The following is a 23203-nucleotide window of genomic DNA, read 5'->3' as shown; positions in this document are numbered from 1 at the left end:
TGAAAGCCTGCTCATTCCAAGAAAACAGCGGGCCATCTGAGTCCGACAGAAGGGATTGCCATGGGGGTGCTTCGCACGAAAGCGATCAGTGGGTTGCAGGGGGCTCCGGCGCACAGCCGGCCCTGGGGCCGGTGGGGGTTGGGGCTGCTGCTGGGATCGGTGGCGCTGACGGCGCAGGCCGTGGGCGTGCGCCAGTTCAGCCCGCAGGGCGAGGTGGCCAAGGTCGAGCAGGTGGTGGTGCAGTTCGATGGCACGGCCGTGCGCTTTGGCGACCCCAAGGCGGCCGCGCCGGTCACGCTCAGCTGCAGCGATGCGGCGGCCACCCAGGGCACGGGCCGCTGGAATAGCGACCGCGAATGGGTGTTCGACTTCAAGCAGGCCCTGCCGCCCGGCGTGCGCTGCACGGCCCAGTTGGTGGCCGGCTACAAGTCGCCTGCGGGCACGGCCGTGACGGGCGCTGCCAGCTACCAGTTCCAGACCGGCGGCCCGGCCGTGCTGGACATGGCGCCCGACACCTATGAACAGATCGACGAGGAGCAGTACTTCGCGCTGCGCCTGTCGGGCCCGGCCACCGTGCAAAGCCTGCAGCAGCACATGTGGTGCACGGCCGAAGGCGTGGGAGAGCGCATTCCCGTGCGCCTGATCGAGGGCAAGGAGCGCGACGAGCTGCTCAAGCACCGCGGCTGGGACAAGGCCGCCGCCAAGAACCCGCTGCAGTACGCCACGCTGGGCTGCAACCGCCGGCTGACGGCGGGCACGACCATGAAGCTGGTCTTCGGTGCCGGCATTGCCACGCCCAACGGCGTGGCCAGCCGCCAGGACAAGCGCTTCGAGTACCGCGTGCGCGAGCCCTTCGCGGCCGAGTTCAGTTGCGAGCGCGAGAACGCCCAGGCCGCCTGCCTGCCGATCCGCCCCATGCGCCTGAGCTTCAATGCCCCCGTGCCGCGCAAGCTGGCCGAGGGCATTCGCCTGAGCAGCGGCGCCTCCAAGGTGGCGCCCGTGATCGACGGCGAATACGGCGAAAAGCTCGGCGAGGATTCGCTGGTGCAGAACCTGAGCTTCCCGCCCACCATGCAGGCCCAGGCGCGCTACACGGTGGAGCTGCCGCCGCAGTTCAAGGACGCGGCAGGCCGCAGCCTGAGCAATGGCGACATGTTCCCGCTGCAGGTGGCCACGGGCGCGCTGCCGCCGCTGGCCAAGTTCGCGGCCTCGCCCTTCGGCATCGTCGAGCGCTATGCCGAAGGCCCGGACGGCCCGGCCCTGCTGCCCGTGACGCTGCGCAATGTGGAGTCCGAGCTGGCCACCAGGTCCCTGGACGCCAGCCGCGTGAGCACCAAGCAGCCCGGCAGCGATGCCGAGATCATCGCCTGGATGCGCCGCGTGGCCGACTACGAGTCCTCCGACATGGACCGCAAGCGCGCCTCTCGCGACATCAAGGGCCCGCTGCCGCCCGTGATCGACAACGAAAACCGCGACTATGTGCAGACGCGCATGCTGTCGCTGCTGGCCGGCCAGGGCGACGTCAAGACGCTGGAGCTGCCCAAGCCCGTCAAGGGCGATCCGCGCCCCTTCGAGGTGGTGGGCATCCCGCTCACGCCGGGCTTTCACGTGGTCGAGATCGCCTCGCCGCTGCTGGGCCAGTCGCTGCTCGATGAGCGCTACGGCTCGGCGCGCAGCATGTATGTGCGCACCTCGGCCCTGGTGACCAACCTGTCCGTGCACTTCAAGCTCGGGCGCGAGAACGCGGCCGCCTGGGTGACCACGCTGGACAAGGGCCAGGCCGTGGCCAATGCCAAGATCCAGGTCTCCGACTGCAATGGCAAGGTGCTGACCTCGGCCACCACCGACGCCAGTGGCGTGGCGCGCCTGGACGGCCTGTCGCCCGAGCCGCCCCAGTGCACGGGCGGTGTCGGCTACCGCTCGCCTGCCTACTTCGTCAGCGCACGCGCCCAGGGCAAGGACGGCCAGCAGGAGCTGGCCTTCACCTGGAGCGACTGGCAGCGCGGCATCGAGTCCTGGCGCTTCAACGTGCCCACCAGCCGCAGCGCCCAGCGCGACGAGGTGGCCCACACCATCTTCGACCGCACGCTGCTGCGCGCCGGCGAGACCGTGTCCATGAAGCACCTGATGCGCACCCAGACCGGCATCGGCCAGGGGCAGGGCGGCTTTGCGCTGCCCGAGCAGCGGCCCACGCAACTGGTCATCACCCATGAAGGCAGCGGCCAGCAGTACACGCAGCCGCTGCAGTGGCGTTCCACGGGCACCGGCGGCCTGAGCGCGGAAAACAGCTTCTCCGTGCCCAAGGGCGCCAAGCTCGGTTCGTATTCCGTGGAGCTGCGCGGCGATGGCAACGGCTCGCGCGGGCGCAACAACCGCTTCGGCACGGGCAGCTTCCGTGTCGAGGAATTCCGCCTGCCCGTGCTCGAAGGCCGTGTGGGCCCCGAAGGCAAGCAGGCCCTGGTCGGCGTCTCCAGCCTGCCGGTGCAGGTGCAGGTGAACTACGTCTCCGGCGGCCCGGCCGCCAACCTGCCGGTGCGCGTGTCCGCCCTGGTGCGTTCCACCTGGATGGACCGCAGCGACTGGCAGGGCTTCAGCTTCTCGGCACCGCGCAGCGCCCAGGACACGGGCCAGAGCGATGACGAGGAGGCCACGGCCTCCCAGGACAGCAAGGTGGTGGCCGACAAGCTGCCCGTGACGCTGGACCGTGAAGGACTGGGCAAGCTCAAGATCGAGAACCTGCCCAAGCTGCGCGAGCCGCGCGAGCTGCTGATCGAGGCCACCTATGCCGATCCCAACGGCGAGGTGCAGACCCTGCGCAGCACGCAGATGCTGTGGCCCGCGGCCATCGTGGCCGGCGTGCGCGCCGAAAGCTGGATCACCACGGGCCGCAAGCTGCAGTTCCAGGCGCTGGCCCTGGGCGTGGACGGCAAGCCCCAGGCCGGCGTGCCGGTCAAGGTCGAGGCCATCTCCCGCGTCACCACCAGCAGCCGCAAGCGCCTGGTGGGGGGCTTTTACAGCTACGACAACCAGACCACGCTCAAGTCCATGGGCACGGTATGCACGGGCAACAGCGATGCCCAGGGCATGGTGCAGTGCGAAGCCCAGCTGTCGCAGCCCGGCGAGGTGGAGCTGATCGTCACCGCCTCCGACAAGGATGGCCGGCCCGCCCAGGCCGCCTCCAGCGTCTGGGTCACGCGCCAGGGCGAACTGTGGTTCGGCGGCGAGGACCATGACCGCATGGACGTGCTGCCCGAAAAGCGCAGCTACGAGCCTGGCGAGACCGCGCGCTTCCAGGTGCGCATGCCCTTCCGCTATGCGACGGCCCTGGTCGCCGTGGAGCGCGAAGGCATCGTCAGCACCCAGGTCATGCAGCTCAATGGCCAGAACCCTACCGTGGAGCTGAAGGTCCAGCCCGACTGGGGCCCCAACGTCTACGTGAGCGTGCTGGCCCTGCGCGGGCGACTGCGCGAGGTGCCCTGGTACAGCTTCTTCACCTGGGGCTTCAAGGCGCCGCGCGAGTGGTGGAACGCCTTCTGGCACGAGGGCAAGGAGTACATCGCGCCCACGGCCCTGGTCGACCTGTCCAAGCCCGCCTACCGCCTGGGCATGGCCGAGATCCGCGTGGGCACCAAGGCCCATCGCATCGACGTCAAGGTCACGGCCGACCAGGCCAGCTACCAGGTGCGCGGCACCGCCAAGCTCACCATCAGCGCCACGCTGCCCGACGGCAAGCCCGCCGCTGGCGCCGAGGTGGCGCTGGCGGTCGTGGACCAGGCCCTGCTGGAGCTCATGCCCAATACCAGCTGGCAGCTGGCCGACGCCATGCTGCGCCGCCGCGAGTGGGGCGTGCAGACATCGACCGCGCAGATGGAGGTGATCGGCAGGCGCCACTACGGCCGCAAGGCCGTGGCCGCTGGCGGCGGCGGTGGCCGCAGCCAGACGCGCGAGCTGTTCGAGACGCTGCTGCTGTGGAATCCGAGCGTGGTGCTCGATGCCCAGGGCAAGGCCCAGGTCAGCGTGCCGCTCAACGACTCGCTGACCACCTTCCAGGTGGTGGCGGTGGCCGACCATGGCGTGGCGCTGTTCGGCACGGGCCAGGCGCCCATCCGCACGGCCCAGGACCTGCAGATCATCAGCGGCCTGCCGCCGCTGGTGCGCGAGGAGGACCAGTTCCGTGCCATGGTCACGCTGCGCAACACCTCGGCCAAGGCCATGAAGGTGCAGGTCACACCGCGTGCCACGCTGCTGGAGCTGGCAGCGCAGACCGTGGAGATTCCCGCGGGCGAGGCGCGCGAGGTGGCCTGGAACGTCACGGCGCCGGCCCAGCTGGGCCAGACGCGCGCAGAGGCGCTGATCTGGGAGATCGAGGCCCGCGACACCGCAGGCGGTGACAAGCCGGCCAGCGACAGGCTGAAGGTCAGCCAGCGCATCATCCCGGCCGTGCCGCTCACGGTGCAGCAGGGCACGCTGATGCAGGTCGATGGCAGCATCAACCTGCCCGTGCAACTGCCGGCCGATGCGCTGGCCGGCCGCGGCGGCCTGCGCATGTCGCTGGCGCCCAAGCTGGCCGAAGGCCTGCCGGGCGTGCGCGACTGGTGGGCGCGCTATCCCTACAGCTGCCTGGAGCAGGTCACCAGCAAGGCCGTGGGCATGAGCGACGCCACGCTGTGGCAGTCCACCATGGGCCAACTGCCCAGCTACCTGGACAGCGACGGCCTGGCCAGCTACTTCCCGCTGGCAGGCGACGGTTCGGGCCGTGCGGCCCGCGGCAGCGATACGCTGACGGCCCACCTGCTCAACCTCTCGGCACTGGCGCAGGGCGTGGACAAGCGCTTCGTGCTGCCGGCGGCCGAGCGCGAGCGCATGGAAAACGGCCTGATCGCCTTCGTCGAAGGCCGCATCCAGCGCAGCTTCTGGAGCCCGCGCAAGGATCTGGACATGCGCAAGCTGGCCGCCATCCAGGCGCTGGCGCTGGCGGGCCGCGCCAATCCGCGCATGCTCGACAGCATCACCATCGCGCCCAACGACTGGCCCACGCATGCCGTCATCGACTGGGTGGCCCTGCTCAAGCACATGCGCGAGCTGCCCCAGCGCGAACAGCAGCTGGCCCAGGCCCAGCAGATCCTGCGCGCCCGCCTGAGCTACCAGGGCACGCGCGTGGCCTTCAGCAACGAGCAGGACGACCAGTGGTGGTGGCTGATGCAGGGCCCCGAGGTCAACCTGGCCCGCCTGATGCTGGTCAACATGGACGACCCGACGTGGAAGGAAGAGCTGCCGCGCCTGGCCAACGGCTTCATCTCGCGCCAGAGCAACGGCGCCTGGGGCACGACCACGGCCAACCTGTGGGGCGCGCTGGCACTGCAGCGCTTCTCGCAGCAGTTCGAGGCCACGCCCGTGACGGGCGCCACCCAGGCGGCTTTGGGCGCGTCCCAGGCCCGCGTGGAGTGGAGCCAGGTCACGCGCATGCGCGCCAGCGACACCGAGGGCGCGGCCCACCAGGCGTCCAGCTTCGGCGCGACCACGGTGGTCGGCGGCCTGCGCAACAACACCATGTTCCTGCCCTGGAGCGCGGTGGGTGATGCCCGCAAGGGCCAGCTGACGGTGACCCAGCAGGGCACCGGCAAGCCCTGGCTCACGCTGCAGTCGGTGGCGGCCGTGCAGCTGAAGGCGCCGTTCAGTGCCGGCTACACCGTCACGCGCACGGTCAAGCCCGTGGAGCAGGCCGACAAGAGCCTGCCCGCAGGCCAGTACTCGCGCGGCGACGTGCTGCGCGTCACGCTGGAGGTACAGGCCCGCACCGACATGACCTGGGTGGCCATCACCGACCCCGTGCCCACGGGCGCCACCATCCTGGGCGGTGGTCTGGGGCGCGACTCGGAGATCGCCTCGGGCGGCGAGCGCGCCGAAGGCTCGGGCTGGCTGGCCTATGAAGAGCGCAGCTTCGAGGCCTACCGCGCCTACTACCAGTACCTGCCCAAGGGCAATACGCGCGTGGAGTACACCGTGCGGCTGAACAATGCCGGCGACTTCGCGCTGCCGCCCACGCGGGTGGAGGCGCTGTATGCGCCCGAGATGTTCGGCGAGGTTCCCAACGCCCGCATCAAGGTGAGCGACAAGCGCTGATGCAGCGTTGATGGCGCCCTGACAAGGGGGCGGCCCTGCGGCCTATGATGGCTGCAGGACCGCCCCCTTTTTTCATCACCCTCCGCTCCATGGCACAAGTCATTCTCTCTCCGGTTCCCGCGGGCAGCGCCCTGCAGGACCGCCTCAAGACCGCCTATTTCCACGACAGCTACCAGCTGCAATTGCCGGACGACGGCAGCAGTCCCATGGCGCTGTACCTGCGCTGCGTGGGCCGCACGCCGGGCTGGATCGACTTTCTGATGCGCCTGCGCAACCGCGTGGTGGCGCCCTTCGGCATCAAGGACCTGGGCACGCTCAGCGGCGTCGATGCGCAGCGCCAGCCATCGAGCTACCGCGTGGGCGACCGCGCCGGCATCTTCCGTGTCCATGCCCTGAGCGACAGCGAAGTGGTGCTGGGCGACAGCGACCGGCACCTGGACGTGCAGGTCTCCCTCATGCGGCTGCCCGGCCCCGAGGGCGCGCCGTCCGGCACCTTCACCGCCGCCATGTCCACCGTGGTCCATGTGCACAATGCCTTGGGCCGCATCTACATGCTGGGCGTGACGCCGGCGCACCGCGTCATCGCCCCGGCCGTGGTGGCCAGGCTGGCCGGCTGAAAGCTGCGGATGGAGCCGTCGGCTGTCCAGGCCATCAAAATGGCCGTCGTGGGTGCCTCGGGGCTGTCCAAGGACGCCTTGCATATCTACGTGGGCCTGACGGTGGCGCTGGCCGCCTGCGCCGTGCTGCGCAGACCCCTGGGCAGCTGGACGCCCCTCCTGGCGGCCCTGGCGGTGGCCATGACGGGCGAGCTGCTGGACATGCGCGACGATATCGCGAGCCTGGGGTATTGGCGCTGGGGCGCCAGCCTGCACGACATTGCCAATACCGTGTTCTGGCCCGCCGTACTGGCTGCGCTGGCGCGCTGGAGCAGCGTGCTGGGGCGTCGGCCCTGAAGTCAGCAAATCGGAAGCCTTTGGCGTTGGCGTCCGACGCCTGCTTCCACGCCGCCCTTGCATACTTGCGGCCTTTGCCCGGCGGACATCCCCCGAGCAGGGAACGCGGCCCACCCCACAAGGGCAGGGCCGCCACCATTGCGAATCGGTTCCCGGGCACACCATTGATCACAAGAGAGAGGGTATATGCCAGACACGACCACCGATCCCCGACCGGCGCCACCCGCGCCACCGGCGGCTGCGCCACCGGATGCGCCGCAAACGGCCACACCATCGCCAGCCGAGCCTGCACCGCGCATCACGTTCTCCGGCCCCGTCGTCATTCCTTCCCTGCTGGTGCTGGGCCTGCTGCTGCTGTACTGCGGCCTCATGCCCGACAGCGCCGACCGGCTGTTCTCCAGCGCCCAGGCCTGGGTGGTGGGGCACATGGACTGGTTCTATGCCGTCTCGGTCACGCTGTTCCTGGTCTTTCTGATCTTCGTCGCGTCCAGCCGTTTCGGTGATATCCGCCTGGGTCCCGATGATGCGGAGCCCGAGTTCAGCTTCATCTCCTGGACCGCCATGCTGTTCGCCGCCGGCATGGGCATCGGCCTGATGTACTTCGGTGTCGGCGAGCCGCTGCAGCATTTCCTCAAGCCGCCCACGGCCGTGCCTTCCACGCCGGCTGCCGCGCGCGAGGCGCTGCAGTCCACCTTCTTCCACTGGGGCTTCCATGCCTGGGCCGTCTACGGGACCATGGGCCTGGTGCTGGCGTACTTCGGCTTTCGCTACAACCTGCCGCTGACCATGCGCTCGGGCCTGTATCCGCTGCTGGGCAAGCGCATCAACGGCCCCATCGGTCACAGCGTGGATGCCTTCGCGCTGGTGGGCACCATCGCGGGTATCGCCACCACGCTGGGCTATGGCGCGCTGCAGCTGGCCGCCGGCCTGCATACGGTGACGGGCTGGGACACCTCCACGGCGCTGTTCCGCATCTCGGTCATCGTCATCGTGGTCTGCCTGGCCGGGCTGTCGGCCGTCTCGGGCCTGGACAAGGGCGTGCGGCGCCTGAGCGAGTTCAATCTCGTGCTGGCCTTCATCCTGCTGGCCTTCGTCATCGTGGCCGGGCCCACGGTCTTCCTGTTCGAGGCGCTGAGCGAGAACATCGGCAACTACCTGTCTGGCCTGGTCCAGCTGTCGTTCCGCACCTTCGCCTACGAGCCGCCCAGCCAGGAAGGCTGGTTCGGCGGCTGGACCATCCTCTACTGGGCCTGGTGGATCTCCTGGTCGCCCTTCGTGGGCATGTTCATCGCACGCATCTCGCGCGGGCGCACCATCCGCCAGTTCGTGACCGGCGTGCTGCTGGTGCCCACGGCCTTCAACCTGCTGTGGATGACGGCCTTCGGCAACAGCGCCATCTGGATAGACACCCACGTGGCCATGGGCGCGTTGGGGCAGACGGCCTCGAACGTGGATGCGCTGCTGTTCCGCTTCTTCGAGTACCTGCCCTGGTTCAAGCCCGTGGCCTGGCTCACCATCGTGCTGATCGCGGTGTTCTTCGTCACCTCGGCGGACTCCGGGGCCTTCGTGGTGGACAACATCGCCTCGCGCGGCCATGCGCGTTCGCCGGTCTGGCAGCGGCTGTTCTGGGCTGCCGTGCTGGGCGTGACGGCCATGGTGCTGATGCTGGCCGGCGGCCTCAAGGCGCTGCAGGCCATGACCCTGGTGGCGGCCCTGCCGGTGGCCGTCATCATGCTGGCCCTGTGCTACGGGCTGTGGCGCGGGCTGCAGGCCGACCGCGCGCACTTCTCGCCCGACCTGGCCCCGGCCACCAGCTTCTGGAGCGGCCAGCACTGGCGCAAGCGCCTGGAGCAGATCGTGCACCAGCCCTCGCGCGCCGATGTGCGCAGGTTCCTGGCCGGCGTGGTGCTGCCGGCCATGAACGAGGTGGCCGCCGAGATGCAAAGGCGCGGCGTGCAGGCCGTGGTCACCGAGGACCTGGACGGCGAGGGCGCCGTGCGCCTGACCGTGCCCGATCCCTCGCTGCGCGACTTCGTCTACGGCGTGCGCGCCACGCGCCGCACGGTGCCCACCTTCCTGGTGAGCGAGGCGGCCAGCGAGCAGGAGCGGCGCCATGTCTACGAGCCCATCACCTTCTTCGAGGACGGTCGCCTGGGCCACGATATCCAGTACCTGCGCAGCGAGGAAGTCATCGCCGACATCCTGCGCCACTACGAGCGCTACCTGTCGCTGAGCGCCGACCAGCGCACGCATCTGCTGAACCGGGCTCCGGGCCACAGCTGAGCCGTGCTGCGCAGTGCCGCCGTCGCGGCACCCCGTGCCTTTGGGTAAAGACCGGGGTGCCAGCCGGCGGCCGCCTGCGGATACTGGGCGCTGCCATGCAGCTCGAATACTCTACCCATTCGCAGGAGCCACGCCATCGTTTCGACTACTGGCACGAGGTGGTCTGCCGCCACGGCATCCCGGCGGACAGCGTGACCGAGGCGGCCTTCGCGCATGGGTTCTCCGATGCGGCGCACTTCAGCCGAGCCTTCCGCAAGGCTTTCGGCTGCACGCCCCGCAGCCTGCTGGCCGCCTGAGCAAGGTCGCTGTCCCTCACGAACAAGCGTCGGGGCTGCCGGCTCCCTAGCATGGGGCTGCCGTGCGTCCCGTGCGGCTTTTCCAGTGCAACAACGGTGGCGCCCCGGAGCCGGGCGCCGGGAGACATGCCATGAACGACAGCGAACTGCACCATCTCGAACTGCTGGAGGTGGGGCGCGAGATCCAGTCCCGCCGCATTTCCTCGGAAGAGGTGACCCGCCACATGCTGGCGCGCATCGAGGCCGTGGATGCGCGGCTGCACAGCTACGTGACGGTGATGGCGCAGCAGGCGCTGGAGGACGCGCGTCGCGCCGACGCCGAGATCGCGCAGGGCCGCCACCGCGGTGCGCTGCACGGCGTGCCGCTGGCGCTCAAGGACCTGCTGTGGACCCGGGGCGTCCCCACCACGCATGGAATGACGCTGCACCGCGACCATCGCCCCACGGAAGATGCCACCGTGGTGCGCAGGCTGCGCGAGGCCGGCGCCGTCATCCTGGGCAAGCTGCAGCAGACCGAAGGCGCCTTCGCCGACCACCATCCCGAGATCACTGCCCCCGTCAACCCCTGGGGCGCCCAGCTGTGGCCCGGGGCCTCGTCCAGCGGCTCGGGCGTGGCCACGGCGGCGGGGCTGTGCTTCGGATCGCTGGGCACGGACACCGGGGGCTCCATCCGCTTTCCATCGGCCGCCAACGGCATCACGGGGCTCAAGCCCACCTGGGGCAGGGTGAGCCGCCACGGCGCCTTCGAATTGGCCGCGTCCCTGGACCACATAGGCCCGATGGCGCGCAGTGCTGCCGATGCCGCAGCCATGCTCGCGGCCATCGCCGGGGCGGACCCGCTGGACCCTACGGCCAGCCAGTGCAGCGTGCCCGACTATCTGGCCATGATGACGCGCGGATTCTCCGGCCTGCGCCTGGGCATGGACCGGCAATGGGCACTGGACGGCGTGGATGCCCCCTCCCGCCAGGCGGTGGAGCAGGCCCTGGCGGTGGCGCAGCGCCTGGGGGCCAGCGTGCAGGAGGTCCGCTTTCCCGATGCCACCCAGGCGGTGGAGGACTGGCCGGCGCTGTGCGCGGTGGAGACCGCCGTGGCGCACGGCGCCACTTTCCCTGCACGGCGCGAGGCCTATGGCCCCGGGCTCGCCGGGCTGATCGACCTGGGGCTGGGCCTGTCCGCCACCGACTACCAGCGGCTGCTGCTGCGCCGCGCGGACTTCACGGGCCGGGTGCGTGCACTCTTCGCGCAGGTGGACCTGCTGCTGGTCCCCGCCACGGCCTTTGCGGCCCCCACGCTGCAACGCATGGCGCATTTCGGCTCCGATGCCGAGCTGTTCTCGGGCATGCTGCGCTACACCTGCCCCTTCGACCTCACGGGCAGCCCCACGATCACGCTGCCCGGCGGACGCACGCCTGAGGGCGCGCCCGTGGCCTTCCAGTTCGTGGCCCCCGACTTCCGCGAAGACCTGCTGGTGCGCGCGGGCTGGGCGTTCCAGCAGGCCACGGACTGGCACAGACGGCACCCTGCTGCCTGAGCCGCCTGAGCCGCCAGTCCGGTGGCGCGACACGGGCCTGTCACACAGCCTTCCTAGACTGGCGTGATGTCCTTGATCGAGATGGAAGGTGTCGCCAAGTCCTGGGGTGGCACCACGGCACTGCAGGCCCTGGATCTGCGCATTGAACCCGGATCCTTTTGCGTGCTGCTCGGTCCCTCGGGCTGCGGCAAGTCCACCACGCTGCGCATCATCGCGGGCCTGGAAAGCGCCACCTCGGGCCGCGTGCGCATCGATGGCCAGGACGTCACCCAGCTGCCGCCCGCTCGGCGCGGCATTGCCATGGTGTTCCAGAACTACGCGCTGTTCCCGCACCTGACGGTGGCGCAGAACATCGGCTTCGGCCTGTCCGTGCGCAAGGTCCCGGCGGCCGAGGCGTGCCGGCGCATCGACGAGGCCGCCGCGCTGCTGGGCCTGGACGCGCTGCTGGCACGCAGGCCCGGCCAGCTGTCGGGCGGCCAGCAGCAGCGCGTGGCGCTGGGCCGCGCCCTGGTGGCCCGCGCCCGGGTCTGCCTGATGGATGAGCCGCTGTCCAACCTCGACGCCCAGCTGCGCCAGGAAATGCGCACCGAGCTGCGCCAGCTGCAGCGGCGCCTGGGCCTGACCGTGGTCTATGTCACGCACGACCAGGCCGAGGCCATGGGCATGGCCGACCAGGTGGTGCTGCTCAGCCAGGGGCGCGTGGAGCAGTGCGCCGCGCCCCAGGAGATCTACAGCCGGCCCGCCACCACCTTTGCCGCGCGCTTCATCGGCACGCCGGCCATGAACATCGCGCGCCTCGATGGCCTGCACATCGCGGGCAGCCATGCCAGCGCCGCGCCCGCCGGCCTGCAGCAGCCGGCCCAGGCGCGCTGGCTGGGCGTCAGGCCCGAGGACATGCGCCTGTCGCTCCATGGCGATGTCGGCAGCGGCCCCGTGGTCGCTGCCGACATCGAAAGCCTCGAATACCTGGGCGCCGACCTGGTGCTGCGCTGCCGCGTGGGCAGCGAACAACTGATGGTGCGCACCGCTGGCAGCCAGCTCGGCGGCCTGCAGCCGGGCCAGCTCGTGGGCCTGCGCTGGGCGCGCGAGGCCACGCATTTCTTTGACGAAAAGGGGCGGCGCTGCATGGCCTGATGCCGTGGCACCGCTCCTATCTTCCTCCGCAGTTCCACCGTTTCAGCCGTTCCGGCTTTCGCATCCTAAGCACCTTCCAGGAGAGTCCGCCATGCAACGCCATGCCTTCCTCAAAACCCTCGCAGCCGCTGCCGCCCTGGCCGCCACGGGCCTGCTGAACACCGCAAGCGCGCAGACGCCGCTGGAGGTGCCGTTCTACTACCCCGTGGCCGTGGGCGGCCCCATCACCAAGGTGATCGACGGCTATGCGGCCGAGTTCAACAAGGCCCATCCGCAGTACCGGATCACGCCCGTCTATGCGGGCACCTACCAGGAGACCATCGTCAAGGCGCTGACGGCCCACAAGTCGGGCAAGCCGCCGGCCAGCTCGGTGCTGCTGTCCACCGACATGTTCACGCTGATCGACGAGGACGCCATCGCCCCCATCGACGACTTCGTGAAGACCGATGCCGACCGGGCCTGGCTCAAGGGCTTCTACCCGGCCTTCATGGCCAACAGCCAGGCGGGCGGCAAGACCTGGGGCGTGCCCTTCCAGCGTTCCACCGTGGTCATGTACTACAACAAGGAAGCTTTCAAGGAAGCCGGCCTGGACCCGAACAAGGCGCCGCAGAACTGGAAGGAACTCAAGGAAGCCGCGCACAGGCTGACGAAGAAGGACGCCAGCGGCAAGGTCGTGCAGTACGGCATCCAGATCCCGTCCACGGGCTTTGCCTACTGGATGCTGCAGACGCTGACCACGCCCAATGACGTGCTGCTGGCCAACGAGTCCGGCATCCAGGTCACGCTGGACAGCCCCAAGGTAGTGGAGGCGCTGGACTTCTGGGTGGGCCTGGTCAAGGAAGGCGTGCACCCGGCCGGCGTGGTGGAGTGGGGCACGACGCCCAAGGACTTCATGGAAAAGAAGGCCGCCATCATCGTCACCACCACGGGCAACCTGACCAATATCCGCGCCAATGCCAAATTCGACTTCGGCGTGGGCCAGATCGCAGGCAATGTGCGCAAGGGCTCGCCCACGGGCGGCGGCAACTTCTACCTCTTCAAGAAGGCGCCCCGGGAGCAGCAGGAGGCGGCCTTCCAGTTCATGAAGTGGGTCACCCAGCCCCCGCTGGCCGCGCAGTGGAGCATGGACAGCGGCTACGTGGCCGTCTCGCCCGCCGCCTATGACACGCCCGCGCTCAAGAAGTACGGCCAGGACTTCCCGCAGGCCCTGGTGGCGCGCGACCAGTTGCCGGTATCGGTGGCCGAGTTCTCCACGCATGAGAACCAGCGCGTGACCAAGGTGCTGAACGACGCCGTGCAGGCCGCCCTCAACGGCAGCAAGACCTCGGCCCAGGCCCTGCAGGATGCGCAAAGGGAAGCAGACCGCATCCTGCGCCGCTACAAGTGATGGCGCAGTGCCGCTGACCGCATGAGCTCCGCTCCCGCCTCCCTTGTCCGCGGCCGCCAGGCCGTCCATGCCTGGCTGATGCTGCTGCCGGCGCTGGTGCTGCTGGTGGCCTTCACGCACTGGCCGGCCGTGGCCACGCTGATCGACAGCCTGCATGCCACGCCGCGCGGCGGCCAGCCGGGGCCGTGGGTGGGGCTGGAGAACTACGCCGTCATGGCCGACGACCCGGTGTTCTGGCAGGCCGTGCGCAACAACCTGTGGTTTGCGGCGGCCACGATTCCGCTGTCCATGGCGCTGGCGCTGGCCATGGCGCTGTGGGTCAACGAGAGGCTGGCCGGCCGCGCCTTCGTGCGCATGGCGTATTTCACGCCCACGGTGCTGCCCATGATTGCCGTGGCCAACATCTGGCTGTTCTTCTACACGCCGCAGTACGGGCTGCTGGAGCAGCTGCGCGGCGCACTGGGCCTTCCCGCGCACAACTGGCTGGGCGACCCGTCCACGGCGCTGGCCTGCGTGACCGTGGTGGCGGTGTGGAAGGAGGCGGGCTTTTTCATGATCTTCTACCTGGCCGCGCTGCAGACCCTCAACCCCAGCCTCAAGGAGGCGGCGGCCATCGAGGGGGCCTCGCGCTGGTACTTCCTGCGCCGCGTGCAGTGGCCGCTGCTGATGCCGACCACGCTGTTCGTGCTGGTCAATGCGGTGATCAATGCCTTTCGCCTGGTGGACCATCTCTTCATCCTCACGCGCGGCGGGCCGGACAACGCCTCCACGCTGCTGCTCTATCACCTGTACGAAGTGGGCTTCAAATTCTGGGACACGGGCTATGCGGCCGCCATCACCGTGGTGCTGGTCGCCGTGCTGGCGGCCGTGGCGCTGCTGCAGTTCTTCGTGCTCGACAAAAAGGTGCACTACCAATGAGCGCCGCACCCATTGCCCCGCGCCATGCGCCGCCCGCGCTGTACGGAGCCACCTGGCTGGACACGCTGGCCGCCTGGCTGCTGGCCCTGCTGTGGATACTGCCGCTGGCCTATGCGTTCTGGACGGCCTTCCATCCGCCCGAATACTCGGCACGCTTCGACCTGGCCGCGCCCTGGACGCTGGAGAACTTTCGCCGTGCCTGGCAGGCCGCGCCCTTTGCGCGCTATTTCCTGAACACGGCCGTGCTGGTGGCCATGATTTTGGCGGCCCAGCTGGTGCTGGGCACGCTGGCCGCCTATGCCTTTGCACGCTACCGCTTTCGTGGCCAGGGCCTGGCCTTTGCCCTGGTGCTGGTGCAGCTGATGATCATGCCGGACATCCTGCTGGTGGCGAACTACCAGACCCTGTCGCGCCTGGGCGCCGTCGATACGCTGCTGGGCATCGGCCTGCCGTACTTCGCATCGGCCTTTGCGATCTTTTTGCTGCGCCAGACCTTCCTGGGCATTCCCCGGGAACTGGACGAGGCCGCGCGGGTGGAGGGCGCCAGCACCCTGCAGATCCTGTGGCGCGTCTACGTGCCGCTGGCGCGGCCCGTGTACCTGGCGTTTGCGCTGGTGTCGGTGAGCTTTCACTGGAACAACTTCCTGTGGCCGCTGATCATCACCAACAGCGTGCAGGCGCGCCCGCTCACGGTGGGGCTGCAGGTGTTCTCCAGCGTGGAGTCGGGCGTGGAATGGGCCACCATCACGGCCGCCACGCTGATGAGCTCGGGCCCGCTGCTGGTGGCCTTCGTGCTGTTCCAGCGCCAGTTCGTGCAGAGCTTCATGCGTGCGGGGATCAAGTGAGGGCGGTGCTAAAGTTCCTTGTCCCAGCCTTTCACCCCGAGGTCCACCATGTCCGGTCCCGCATCCGCAGGTCTGTTCATCTACGCCAAGCAGCCTGACCGGCTGGCGCTGTTCTACATGGAGGTGCTGGCCATGCGCATGCTGCACCACACGAGCGAGCTCATGGTGCTGCAGTCGCCGGACCTGCAACTGGTGCTGCACGCCATTCCCGAGGCGATTGCGCGGCACATCACCATCACCGAGCCACCCCAGCCGCGCGAGAACGTGGCCCTCAAGTTCTTTGCCAACGTGACCAGCTTCGCGGCCGTGCGCCCCCTGGTCATCGCCCATGGCGGCCAGCTGTGGGAGCAGTCCTGGCAGGGGCCGGGCTTTCGCGTCTGCAACGCCATGGACCCCGAAGGCAACCTGTTCCAGCTGCGCGAGCCGCTGCCCGCATGATGCAGATCCTCACCTGGAACACCCAATGGTGCCTGGGCCTGGACGGCCGCGTGGACCCGGAGCGCATCGTGGCGCATGCGCTGTCCATGGCCGATATCGACGTGCTGTGCCTGCAGGAAATCGCCATCCACTATCCCGGCCTGCAGGGCGCGCCCGGCGACCAGGTGGAGCAGATCCGCCAGGCCCTGCCCGAAGGCTGGAAGCTCTTCTTCGGCGCCGCCGTGGACGAGTTCACGGCCGTGGGCCGGCAGCGCTTTGGCAACCTGGTGGCCACGCGCCTGCCGGTGCTGCAGCTGGCCCACCACCGTCTGCCGTATCCGCACGACGGCGGCGTGCGCAGCATGCCGCGCTGCTGCACGGCGGCCACGGTGATGGATGCCGCGCTGGGCCCCGTGCGGGTGATGAGCACCACCTCGAATATTTCTCGCGCCGCCAGCGCATGGCCCAGGCGCTGGCGCTGCGTTCCCTGCAGATCGAGGCCCTGGGCCAGGCCGAGGCGCCGCCCCAGCCCGCCAGCGACGGCTCGCCCCAGCAGACCAAGCCGCACACGCCGCATGCCGTGCTCTGCGGCGACTTCAACTTCGAGCCGCACGAGGACGAATACGCCGGCCTGTCCGCCCCCTGGGCGGCCGGCGAGCAAGGCGCCCTGAGCGCCGGCCAGTGGCACAACAGCTGGAGCGTGCTGCACCCGGACCAGCCCCAGCCGCCCACCTTCCGATTGTTCGACCGCCAGTGGGGCCCCGAGCCCGGCGCCTGCGATTTCGCCTGGGTCAGCGACAGCCTGCGCGGCCATGTGCGTGGCTGGGCCGTGGACAGCGACACAAGGCTCTCGGACCACCAGCCCGTGCTGCTGCAGCTGGATTGATCCAGGTCAGGGTCCGACGCCAAGCCGGCCTTGACCTACAGACAGTGACGCGGCCCTGCTCCAAGGTCATGGGGACTGTCTTGAAGGAGCATCCATGAGCCCCAATCCGCTGTCCACGATTCTTCACCGCACCTGGTGGGTGCTGCTGCTGCGCGGCCTGGTCGCCATCGCCTTCGGCGTGCTGACCTGGGTGCAGCCGACGGTATCGCTGGCGGCGCTGGTGCTGACCTTCGGCGCCTTCACCTTCGTCGATGGCCTGCTGGGCGTGTACTCGGCCATCCAGGGCCGCGACCAGATGCGCCACTGGTGGGTGCTGCTGCTGTGGGGCCTGGCCGGCGTGGTGGTGGGCGTGCTCACCGTGGTCGCGCCCGGCGTCACGGCCCTGGTGATGACGCTGTACATCGGCGCCTGGGCCCTGGTCACGGGCCTGCTGCAGATCGTGGCGGCCGTGCGGCTGCGCAAAGAGATCACGGGCGAGTGGCTGCTGATCCTGGGCGGCGTGCTGTCCGTGCTGTTCGGCGCCTTCGTGCTGGCCCAGCCGGGCGCGGGCATGATGGCCATGCTCTGGGTGCTGGCCACCTATGCGGTGATCTTCGGCGTGCTCATGGTGCTGTTGTCCTTCAAGCTCAAGAAGGGCATACGCCATTCTTCCTGAGCTGCGGGTGCAAAGGCGGACAATGCCGGCTCCATGATCGAATCCCGGCGACCTTCTCCCTTCATGCGCCTTCCCCGCGCGGCCCTGGCGGCCGCGCTGCTGTTCGCGGCGGCAGGTGCCGCCCAGGCGCTGCCCAGCTTTTCCGAGGTTCGCGAAGGCCACCGCTCCTCCGAGACCGAACTGCTCTCGCGCGAGGGTGAGGTGCTGCAGCGCCAGCGCACCGACGCCAGCGTGCGCCGTGGCGACTGGGTGGCCCTGGCCGACATCTCGCCCGCGCTGCGCACGGCTCTGGTCGTCAGCGAGGACAAGCGCTTCTACGAACACAGCGGCGTGGACTGGGCGGCCGTGTCCGCCGCCGCCTGGGGCAACCTCTGGAACCAGCGCACGCGCGGCGCCAGCACCATCACCATGCAGCTGGCTGGCCTGCTGGACGGCGACTGGCGCCAGGGTCCGGGCGGGCGCAGCGTGGTGCAGAAACTGGGCCAGACCGTCTCGGCCCAGGTGCTGGACCGGCGCTGGCGCAAGGACCAGATCCTGGAGGCCTACCTGAACCTGGTGCCCTTCCGGGGAGAGATCGTGGGCATCGATGCGCTGTCGCGCACCCTGTTCGGCAAGGCCGCGCACGGGCTGGACGCGCGCGAGGCCGCCATTGCCGCCGCCCTGGTGCGCGCCCCCAACGCCTCGCCCGAGCGCGTGGGCCGGCGCGCCTGCGGCGTGCTGCAGTCGCTGGCGCCCGAGGACGCGGCGGCGCGCGATTGCACGGCCATGGAATTGCTCACCGCCAGCGTGCTGCTGCGCCGGCAGTGGGCGGCCAGCGAAGGCCAGGCCCCGCATCTGGCGCGCCGCCTGCTGGCCGAGCCGCAGTCCAGGGGCCAGGCCCGCGTACGCTCCACGCTGAGCGCGCCCGTGCAGCGCTTTGCCGTGCAAAGCCTGCAGCAGCAATTGCGCGAGCTGCAGGGCCGCAACGTGGAGGACGGCGCCATCGTCGTGCTGGACAACGCCACGGGCGAGGTGCTGGCCTGGGTGGGCTCGTCGGGCGAATTGAGCCAGGCGGCCGAGGTGGACGGCGTCACGGCCATGCGCCAGCCCGGCTCCACGCTCAAGCCCTTTCTCTATGCCCAGGCGATTGCCGAGCGGCGGCTGACGGCGGCCTCGCTGATCGAGGATTCATCGGCCCACATTCCCACGCAGAACGGGCTCTACATCCCGCAGAACTACGACCGGCGCTTCAAGGGCTGGGTCTCGGCCCGCACGGCGCTGGCGTCGTCGCTCAACGTGCCGGCCGTGCGCACCCTGGTCATGGTCACGCCCGATGCCTTCTTCTCGCAACTGCAGCGCCTGGGCCTGCCCCTGCGCGAAAGCGGCGGCTACCACGGCTTCAGCCTGGCGCTGGGCAGCGCCGAGGTGCCACTGCTGCAACTGACCAATGCCTATCGCGCCCTGGCCAACGGCGGGCAACTGACGCCCGTGCGCTGGGCAGCAGCCCCGGCCCCCGCTCCGGCTGCCGTGTCGAAGACCCAGGCCAAGGCCGGTGCCGCCGTGCAGGCCATCGACGCACGCGCGGCCTTCATCGTGGGCGACATCCTGTCCGATCCCATGGCGCGCGCGCCCACCTTCGGCACGGACAGCGTGCTGGCCACGCGCTTCTGGTCGGCCGTCAAGACCGGCACCAGCAAGGACATGCGCGACAACTGGGCCGTGGGCTGGTCGCAGCGCTACACCGTGGGCGTGTGGGTGGGCAATGCGCGCGGCGAGGCCATGCACTCGGTCAGCGGCACCAGCGGCGCGGCACCTGTCTGGGCCGCGGTGATGGGTTTCCTGCATGCCCGCACACCCAGCCGCGCGCCCAAGGCGCCGGCGGGCGTGCTGCAGCAGGCGGTGCGCTTCGGCCCCGATGCCTCGGGCCTGCCGCTGGAGAGCGCGCGCAGCGAGTGGTTCGTGGCGGGCACGCAGCAGAGCCTGTTCGCCATGGCGGGCAGCGGCCTGCCTGCCGCATCCGCATCAACACGCGGGACTTCGGCAGCCTCGCCCGTGCGCATTGCGCGCCCGGCCAACGGCACCATCCTCGCGCTGGACCCCGACATTCCGCCGGACCGCCAGCGCGTGCAGCTGTCGGCCCGGCCCTCGGGCACGGCCGCCACGCAGGAATGGCAGGACGCCAGCCTGCGCTGGCGCATGGTCAGCGCCGCCCCGCCCGGCGCGGCCGAGCCGCCGCCCAAGGAGATCGGCCGGGGTGCAGCCGCCGCCTGGATGCCCTGGCCCGGCCGCCACCGGCTGGAGCTGGTCGATGCCAAGGGGCAGGTGCTGGACAGCGTGCAGGTGGAGGTGCGCGGCGCCGGCGTGGTGGCTTCGCGCGCGGGCGGGCGCTGATCAGGCGCTGGCAGTGATCATTGCGCCGCGCGGATGCCCGCCGCGCGGAAGCCCGCCGCAGTGAAGGCCACCAGCTCGTCGATCACATGCTCCACGGGGTCGGCGCGGTGGCCGCCGCCCAGCATGCGGCTGACTCGGCCGTTGTCGGAACGGATGTACATCATGGCGCCGTACATGCATTCCAGGCGCCACTGGAAATCGTGCTGCGACAGCTGCGGCAGAGCCTGGCGCAGCAGGGCCGCAAAGCGCTTGGCAGCCTCGTCGTAGGCGGCAAACACCACTTCCCTGACTGCCTGGTCGGGATCGACCGAGCACAGGGCCGTGACGCGGTTGAAGTCGGCCTCGCCCTCGCTGTGGGCGGCGCGCAGCGCAGGGGCGATGAAGGCCCGAAGAATGTCCTCCACGGCGGGCTGCGGCGACTGCTGCTCCAGCCTTTGCAGCAGCGCATGGCGCTGTCCGTTGACGGCCATCACGCGCTGCTCGAACAAGGCCTTGAGCAGGCCTAGCTTGTTGCGGAAGTGGTAGTGGATGGCGCCCGTGTCCACCTCGGCCAGCGCCATGACGGCGCGCAGCGACGTGCCCGCGTAGCCATGGCGTGCAAACAGCTGCTCGGCGGCTTGCAGAAGGCGTTCGCGGGCCTGGGCGCGGGGTTCCTCGGCTGCGGTGTCATCGGTGCTGGACATCATGGCTGCGGATCATAGACAGCGCCAGGCCATTGCCGCACCAAACCATGGCATGGTGGTGGCATGGATTGATTCAGTCGACTGACTGAATTAACATGCGCAGCCATCACACAACGACAAGGAGACACAGCATGACCACCCGCAAGTGGCTCGGCGCCCTGATGGCGCTGGGCTGCACCCTGGCCACCGCGCAGGAGCCGTTCCCGTCGCGGCCGCTGACCCTCATCAACCCCTGGGCGGCGGGCAGCTCCACCGATGTGATGGCACGTACGTTGGCAGAGGAGTTCCGCAAGCAGCTGGGCCAGAGCGTGGTCGTGGTCTCGCGCGACGGGGGCTCGGGCGTGATCGGCATGAATGTGCTGGCCCAGGCGCCGGCCGACGGGCTGACGCTGGCCTTCACGCCCATGACCCCCATCACCGTGCAGCCCCACTACGTCAAGGGCCTGAAGCTGGGGCCCGACAGCGTGCAGCCGCTGTGCGGCGTGACGGAGAACATCCTGGGCGTCAGCGTGCGCGCAGACAGCCCTTTCAAGACGATAGGCGAGCTGGTGGCTGCGGCGAAAAAAGGCTCGCTGAGCTACGGATCGCCGGGACCGAACTCGGCGCCCTTCCTGGCCATGGACCAGCTGGAGCGCGACCAGGGCCTCAAGCTCGTGCATGTGCCCTACAAGGGCGATGCCGGCTCGATACAGGAATTGCTGGCCGGGCGGCTGGACTTCGTCAGCAGCATCGCGGCCTCGGCTGCGCCCCAGATACGCGCGGGAAAGCTGCGCCTGCTGGCCGTGGCCTCGGAACGCCGCCACCCGGCCTTCCCCGAGGTGCCTACCTTCAAGGAGCTGGGCATGGCGGTGCAGGAGGAATCGTTTGCGGGCCTGTTCGTGCCGCGTGGCGTGCCCGAGGCGGTGCTGGGCCGGCTGGACGCCGCCTGCGCCGCCGCCGCGCGGTCCGATGCCGTCAGGCAGGTGGCACAGCGCGGCGACCAGGTGGTCTTCCACCAGGATCGCCGCCAGTGGGACCGGCGCATCCACGACGAATTCCGCAAACAGGGCGCAGCGGCCGAACGCCATGCGCAGTGACCTCCTTTCCGCCATCTCTCCATCCATGACCGATTCCAGCCTGCCCCCCATCCGCCGCGTGATCACGGCCAACGACGCACAGGGCCGCTCCTTCATTGCCGAGGACGGCGCCTCGCCCGCCGTGCGCCTGGTCGAGGAACGCCCCGGCTACCGCATCACCAACCTGTGGCGCACCGATGCCTCACCCGCGCAGATCAATGCGCCCGACACCATTGCCATCCACCAGGGCGTGGCACCGCCGCCCTATGGCACGGTGCTGCGCATCCTGGACATTCCGCCCGAACCTGCCGATCCGCAGGAGCTGGCGCGCGCCCTGCATGCCACCTTTACACGCATGTACGGCGACGCCCACCGCAACGTGCAGCCCGGCGAGCATCCGGGCATGCACCGCACGGATACCGTGGACTACGCGCTGATGCTGGAGGGCGAGCTGGTCGCCATCCTGGACCGCCAGGAAACCGTGCTGCGCGCCGGTGACGTGCTCATACAGCGCGGCACCAACCATGCCTGGGCCAACCGCTCGGGCCGGCCTGCGCGCATTGCCTTCGTGCTGGTGGCGGGCGAGCAGGGCTCCTGACTCAGGGGGCCTCGCCTGCCCATGCCGCCACGGCAGGGCGTGGCCGCACGAAGCGCTGCTCGATCACGGTCTCGCCCCATTGCTGGCCCGGCCATTCCTCGGCCAGGGTGAAGCCTGACGATTCGTAGAGCCGGCGTGCTGCATCCAGGCCCCGGAAGGTCCACAGCTGGGTGGCCTCGAAGGCCTGCTGGTCGCAGAACGCCAGGGCCTGCTGCAGCAGCTGGCGCCCCGTGCCGGCGCCGCGCAGGCCGTCTTCCAGGATGAACCAGCGCAGATGCGCCTGGCGGTCCTCGGGGTGCTTGCCCAGGTCCTCTCCATCGATGGCCACGGAGCCCACGATGCGGTCGCCGTCCAGCGCCGTCCACAGCTGGTTGCAGGGCTTGTCCAGCCGGCCCGCGAACTCGGCCAGGCCGCTGGCCACGCGGCTTTCGAAGAAGACGCCGAAACCTGCGTGGCGCGCATAGAAGCGCGCATGCATGTCCACGATGCGGCCCAGGCAGCCGGGCCGGTATCCGGGCAGGACCTGTATCTGCGCGGGTACGGGCTGGGGCTGGGGCATGGGCTCCTCCTGCCGGTGCGCCTGCAGCGCCCGGGCGTACAGGGCCAGCCCTTGGGAGACGGCCTGCTGCTGCGGCGCCTGCATGCGGTCCAGCGCCGCCGTCACCTGCTGGCGCCCGAAGGCCTCGATGGCGGCCAGCGTGTGCCGGCCCTTGGCAGTCAGGGCCAGCTGCTTGACGCGGCCGTCCTCGCCATCGGCGGCTTCCTTCAGCTCGCCTGCCTCCACCAGCTTGCGCACCATGCGGCTGACGCTGGATTTCTCCAGGCCCAGCGCCTGGGCCAGCTGCGAGGCCGCCATGTGCCCCTGTGCGCCGATCTCCAGGATGGCATGCACGGCCGAGGGCGGATAGTCCGTGGCCGCCAGCGTGGCCTGCATGAAGCCCAGCTCGCGCACCATCAGGCGCGAGGCGGCGCGGATGCCATCCACCAGGGAAAGATCGTGCTGCGGCATGGGTGCTCCTTGGGGCCGTGCAGGGTTTGAATATGGTTGCATGGTACAACCATAAATGC

Annotated in this window: 16 protein-coding genes and 2 pseudogenes; 16 read left to right on the top strand and 2 right to left on the bottom strand. The window is 69.7% G+C overall.

All coding sequences use genetic code 11. The annotated features are described in order from the left end of the window. Positions 1 to 60: 60 nt before the first annotated feature. The 14 genes and pseudogenes from A9976_RS16560 (at position 61) to pbpC (ending at position 19799) form a co-directional block, all read left to right on the top strand. Complete coding sequence (locus A9976_RS16560) at positions 61 to 6123, top strand: alpha-2-macroglobulin (RefSeq protein WP_183019895.1); 6063 nt, start codon at positions 61 to 63, stop codon at positions 6121 to 6123. An 89-nt stretch (positions 6124 to 6212) separates the two neighbouring features. Then, the gene (locus A9976_RS16555; RefSeq protein ID WP_183019894.1) at positions 6213 to 6740 is read left to right on the top strand and encodes a DUF2867 domain-containing protein; all 528 of its coding nucleotides are present in this window, start codon (positions 6213 to 6215) and stop codon (positions 6738 to 6740) included. A 39-nt stretch (positions 6741 to 6779) separates the two neighbouring features. Next, a complete protein-coding gene (locus tag A9976_RS16550; RefSeq protein WP_084027320.1) occupies positions 6780 to 7076 on the top strand; it encodes a hypothetical protein in 297 nt (98 codons plus the stop codon). A gap of 186 nt (positions 7077 to 7262) precedes the next feature. Further along, positions 7263 to 9359 carry a BCCT family transporter gene (locus A9976_RS16545; RefSeq protein ID WP_183019893.1) on the top strand — a complete coding sequence of 699 codons (2097 nt, stop codon included), beginning with the start codon at positions 7263 to 7265 and terminating at the stop codon, positions 9357 to 9359. Between the two features lie 191 nt (positions 9360 to 9550). Beyond that, positions 9551 to 9655 (top strand): annotated as a pseudogene (locus A9976_RS31755) (helix-turn-helix domain-containing protein); the annotation flags it as partial. A 131-nt stretch (positions 9656 to 9786) separates the two neighbouring features. After that, entirely contained in the window at positions 9787 to 11187 is a 1401-nt protein-coding gene (locus tag A9976_RS16535; protein ID WP_183019892.1) for an amidase, read from the top strand. A gap of 66 nt (positions 11188 to 11253) precedes the next feature. Next, positions 11254 to 12321 carry an ABC transporter ATP-binding protein gene (locus A9976_RS16530; RefSeq protein ID WP_183019891.1) on the top strand — a complete coding sequence of 356 codons (1068 nt, stop codon included), beginning with the start codon at positions 11254 to 11256 and terminating at the stop codon, positions 12319 to 12321. Positions 12322 to 12412: 91 nt separating this feature from the next. Next, the gene (locus tag A9976_RS16525) at positions 12413 to 13708 is read left to right on the top strand and encodes an ABC transporter substrate-binding protein (RefSeq protein ID WP_183019890.1); all 1296 of its coding nucleotides are present in this window, start codon (positions 12413 to 12415) and stop codon (positions 13706 to 13708) included. Between the two features lie 21 nt (positions 13709 to 13729). Next, on the top strand, positions 13730 to 14626 hold the full coding sequence (locus A9976_RS16520; protein WP_183019889.1) for a carbohydrate ABC transporter permease: 897 nt from the start codon (positions 13730 to 13732) through the stop codon (positions 14624 to 14626). Next, entirely contained in the window at positions 14623 to 15471 is an 849-nt protein-coding gene (locus tag A9976_RS16515) for a carbohydrate ABC transporter permease (RefSeq protein ID WP_183019888.1), read from the top strand. Before A9976_RS16520 ends, A9976_RS16515 begins: the two co-directional genes overlap by 4 nt. 48 nt (positions 15472 to 15519) lie before the next feature. Next, positions 15520 to 15909 (top strand): VOC family protein, encoded by a 390-nt coding sequence (locus A9976_RS16510; RefSeq protein WP_183019887.1) that lies wholly within the window; start codon positions 15520 to 15522, stop codon positions 15907 to 15909. After that, a pseudogene (locus tag A9976_RS16505) lies at positions 15906 to 16774 on the top strand (endonuclease). Before A9976_RS16510 ends, A9976_RS16505 begins: the two are co-directional and overlap by 4 nt. A 94-nt stretch (positions 16775 to 16868) precedes the next feature. Beyond that, a complete protein-coding gene (locus A9976_RS16500; protein WP_183019886.1) occupies positions 16869 to 17429 on the top strand; it encodes an HdeD family acid-resistance protein in 561 nt (186 codons plus the stop codon). 33 nt (positions 17430 to 17462) lie between these two features. Beyond that, entirely contained in the window at positions 17463 to 19799 is a 2337-nt protein-coding gene (gene pbpC, locus A9976_RS16495; RefSeq protein WP_183019885.1) for a penicillin-binding protein 1C, read from the top strand. Positions 19800 to 19816: 17 nt separating this feature from the next. Here the strand turns inward: pbpC and A9976_RS16490 are convergent, their stop codons facing one another. Next, entirely contained in the window at positions 19817 to 20485 is a 669-nt protein-coding gene (locus tag A9976_RS16490; protein WP_183019884.1) for a TetR/AcrR family transcriptional regulator, read from the bottom strand. A gap of 128 nt (positions 20486 to 20613) precedes the next feature. Here A9976_RS16490 and A9976_RS16485 point away from each other — a divergent pair, with 128 nt between their 5' ends. Next, positions 20614 to 21558: a tripartite tricarboxylate transporter substrate binding protein gene (locus tag A9976_RS16485; protein ID WP_012207096.1), complete on the top strand. Its 945-nt coding sequence runs from the start codon at positions 20614 to 20616 to the stop codon at positions 21556 to 21558. 25 nt (positions 21559 to 21583) lie between these two features. After that, positions 21584 to 22135 carry a cupin domain-containing protein gene (locus A9976_RS16480; RefSeq protein ID WP_012207095.1) on the top strand — a complete coding sequence of 184 codons (552 nt, stop codon included), beginning with the start codon at positions 21584 to 21586 and terminating at the stop codon, positions 22133 to 22135. 1 nt (position 22136) lies between these two features. Here A9976_RS16480 and A9976_RS16475 read toward each other — a convergent pair whose 3' ends face one another. After that, entirely contained in the window at positions 22137 to 23144 is a 1008-nt protein-coding gene (locus tag A9976_RS16475; protein WP_183019883.1) for a helix-turn-helix domain-containing GNAT family N-acetyltransferase, read from the bottom strand. Between the last annotated feature and the right edge of the window lie 59 nt (positions 23145 to 23203).

Source organism: Delftia sp. UME58, assembly GCF_014170385.1.
Taxonomy (GTDB): Bacteria; Pseudomonadota; Gammaproteobacteria; order Burkholderiales; family Burkholderiaceae_C; genus Comamonas; species Comamonas acidovorans.
Note: the sequence above shows the minus strand (reverse complement) of the source record. Positions and strands in the feature narration are given on the sequence as shown.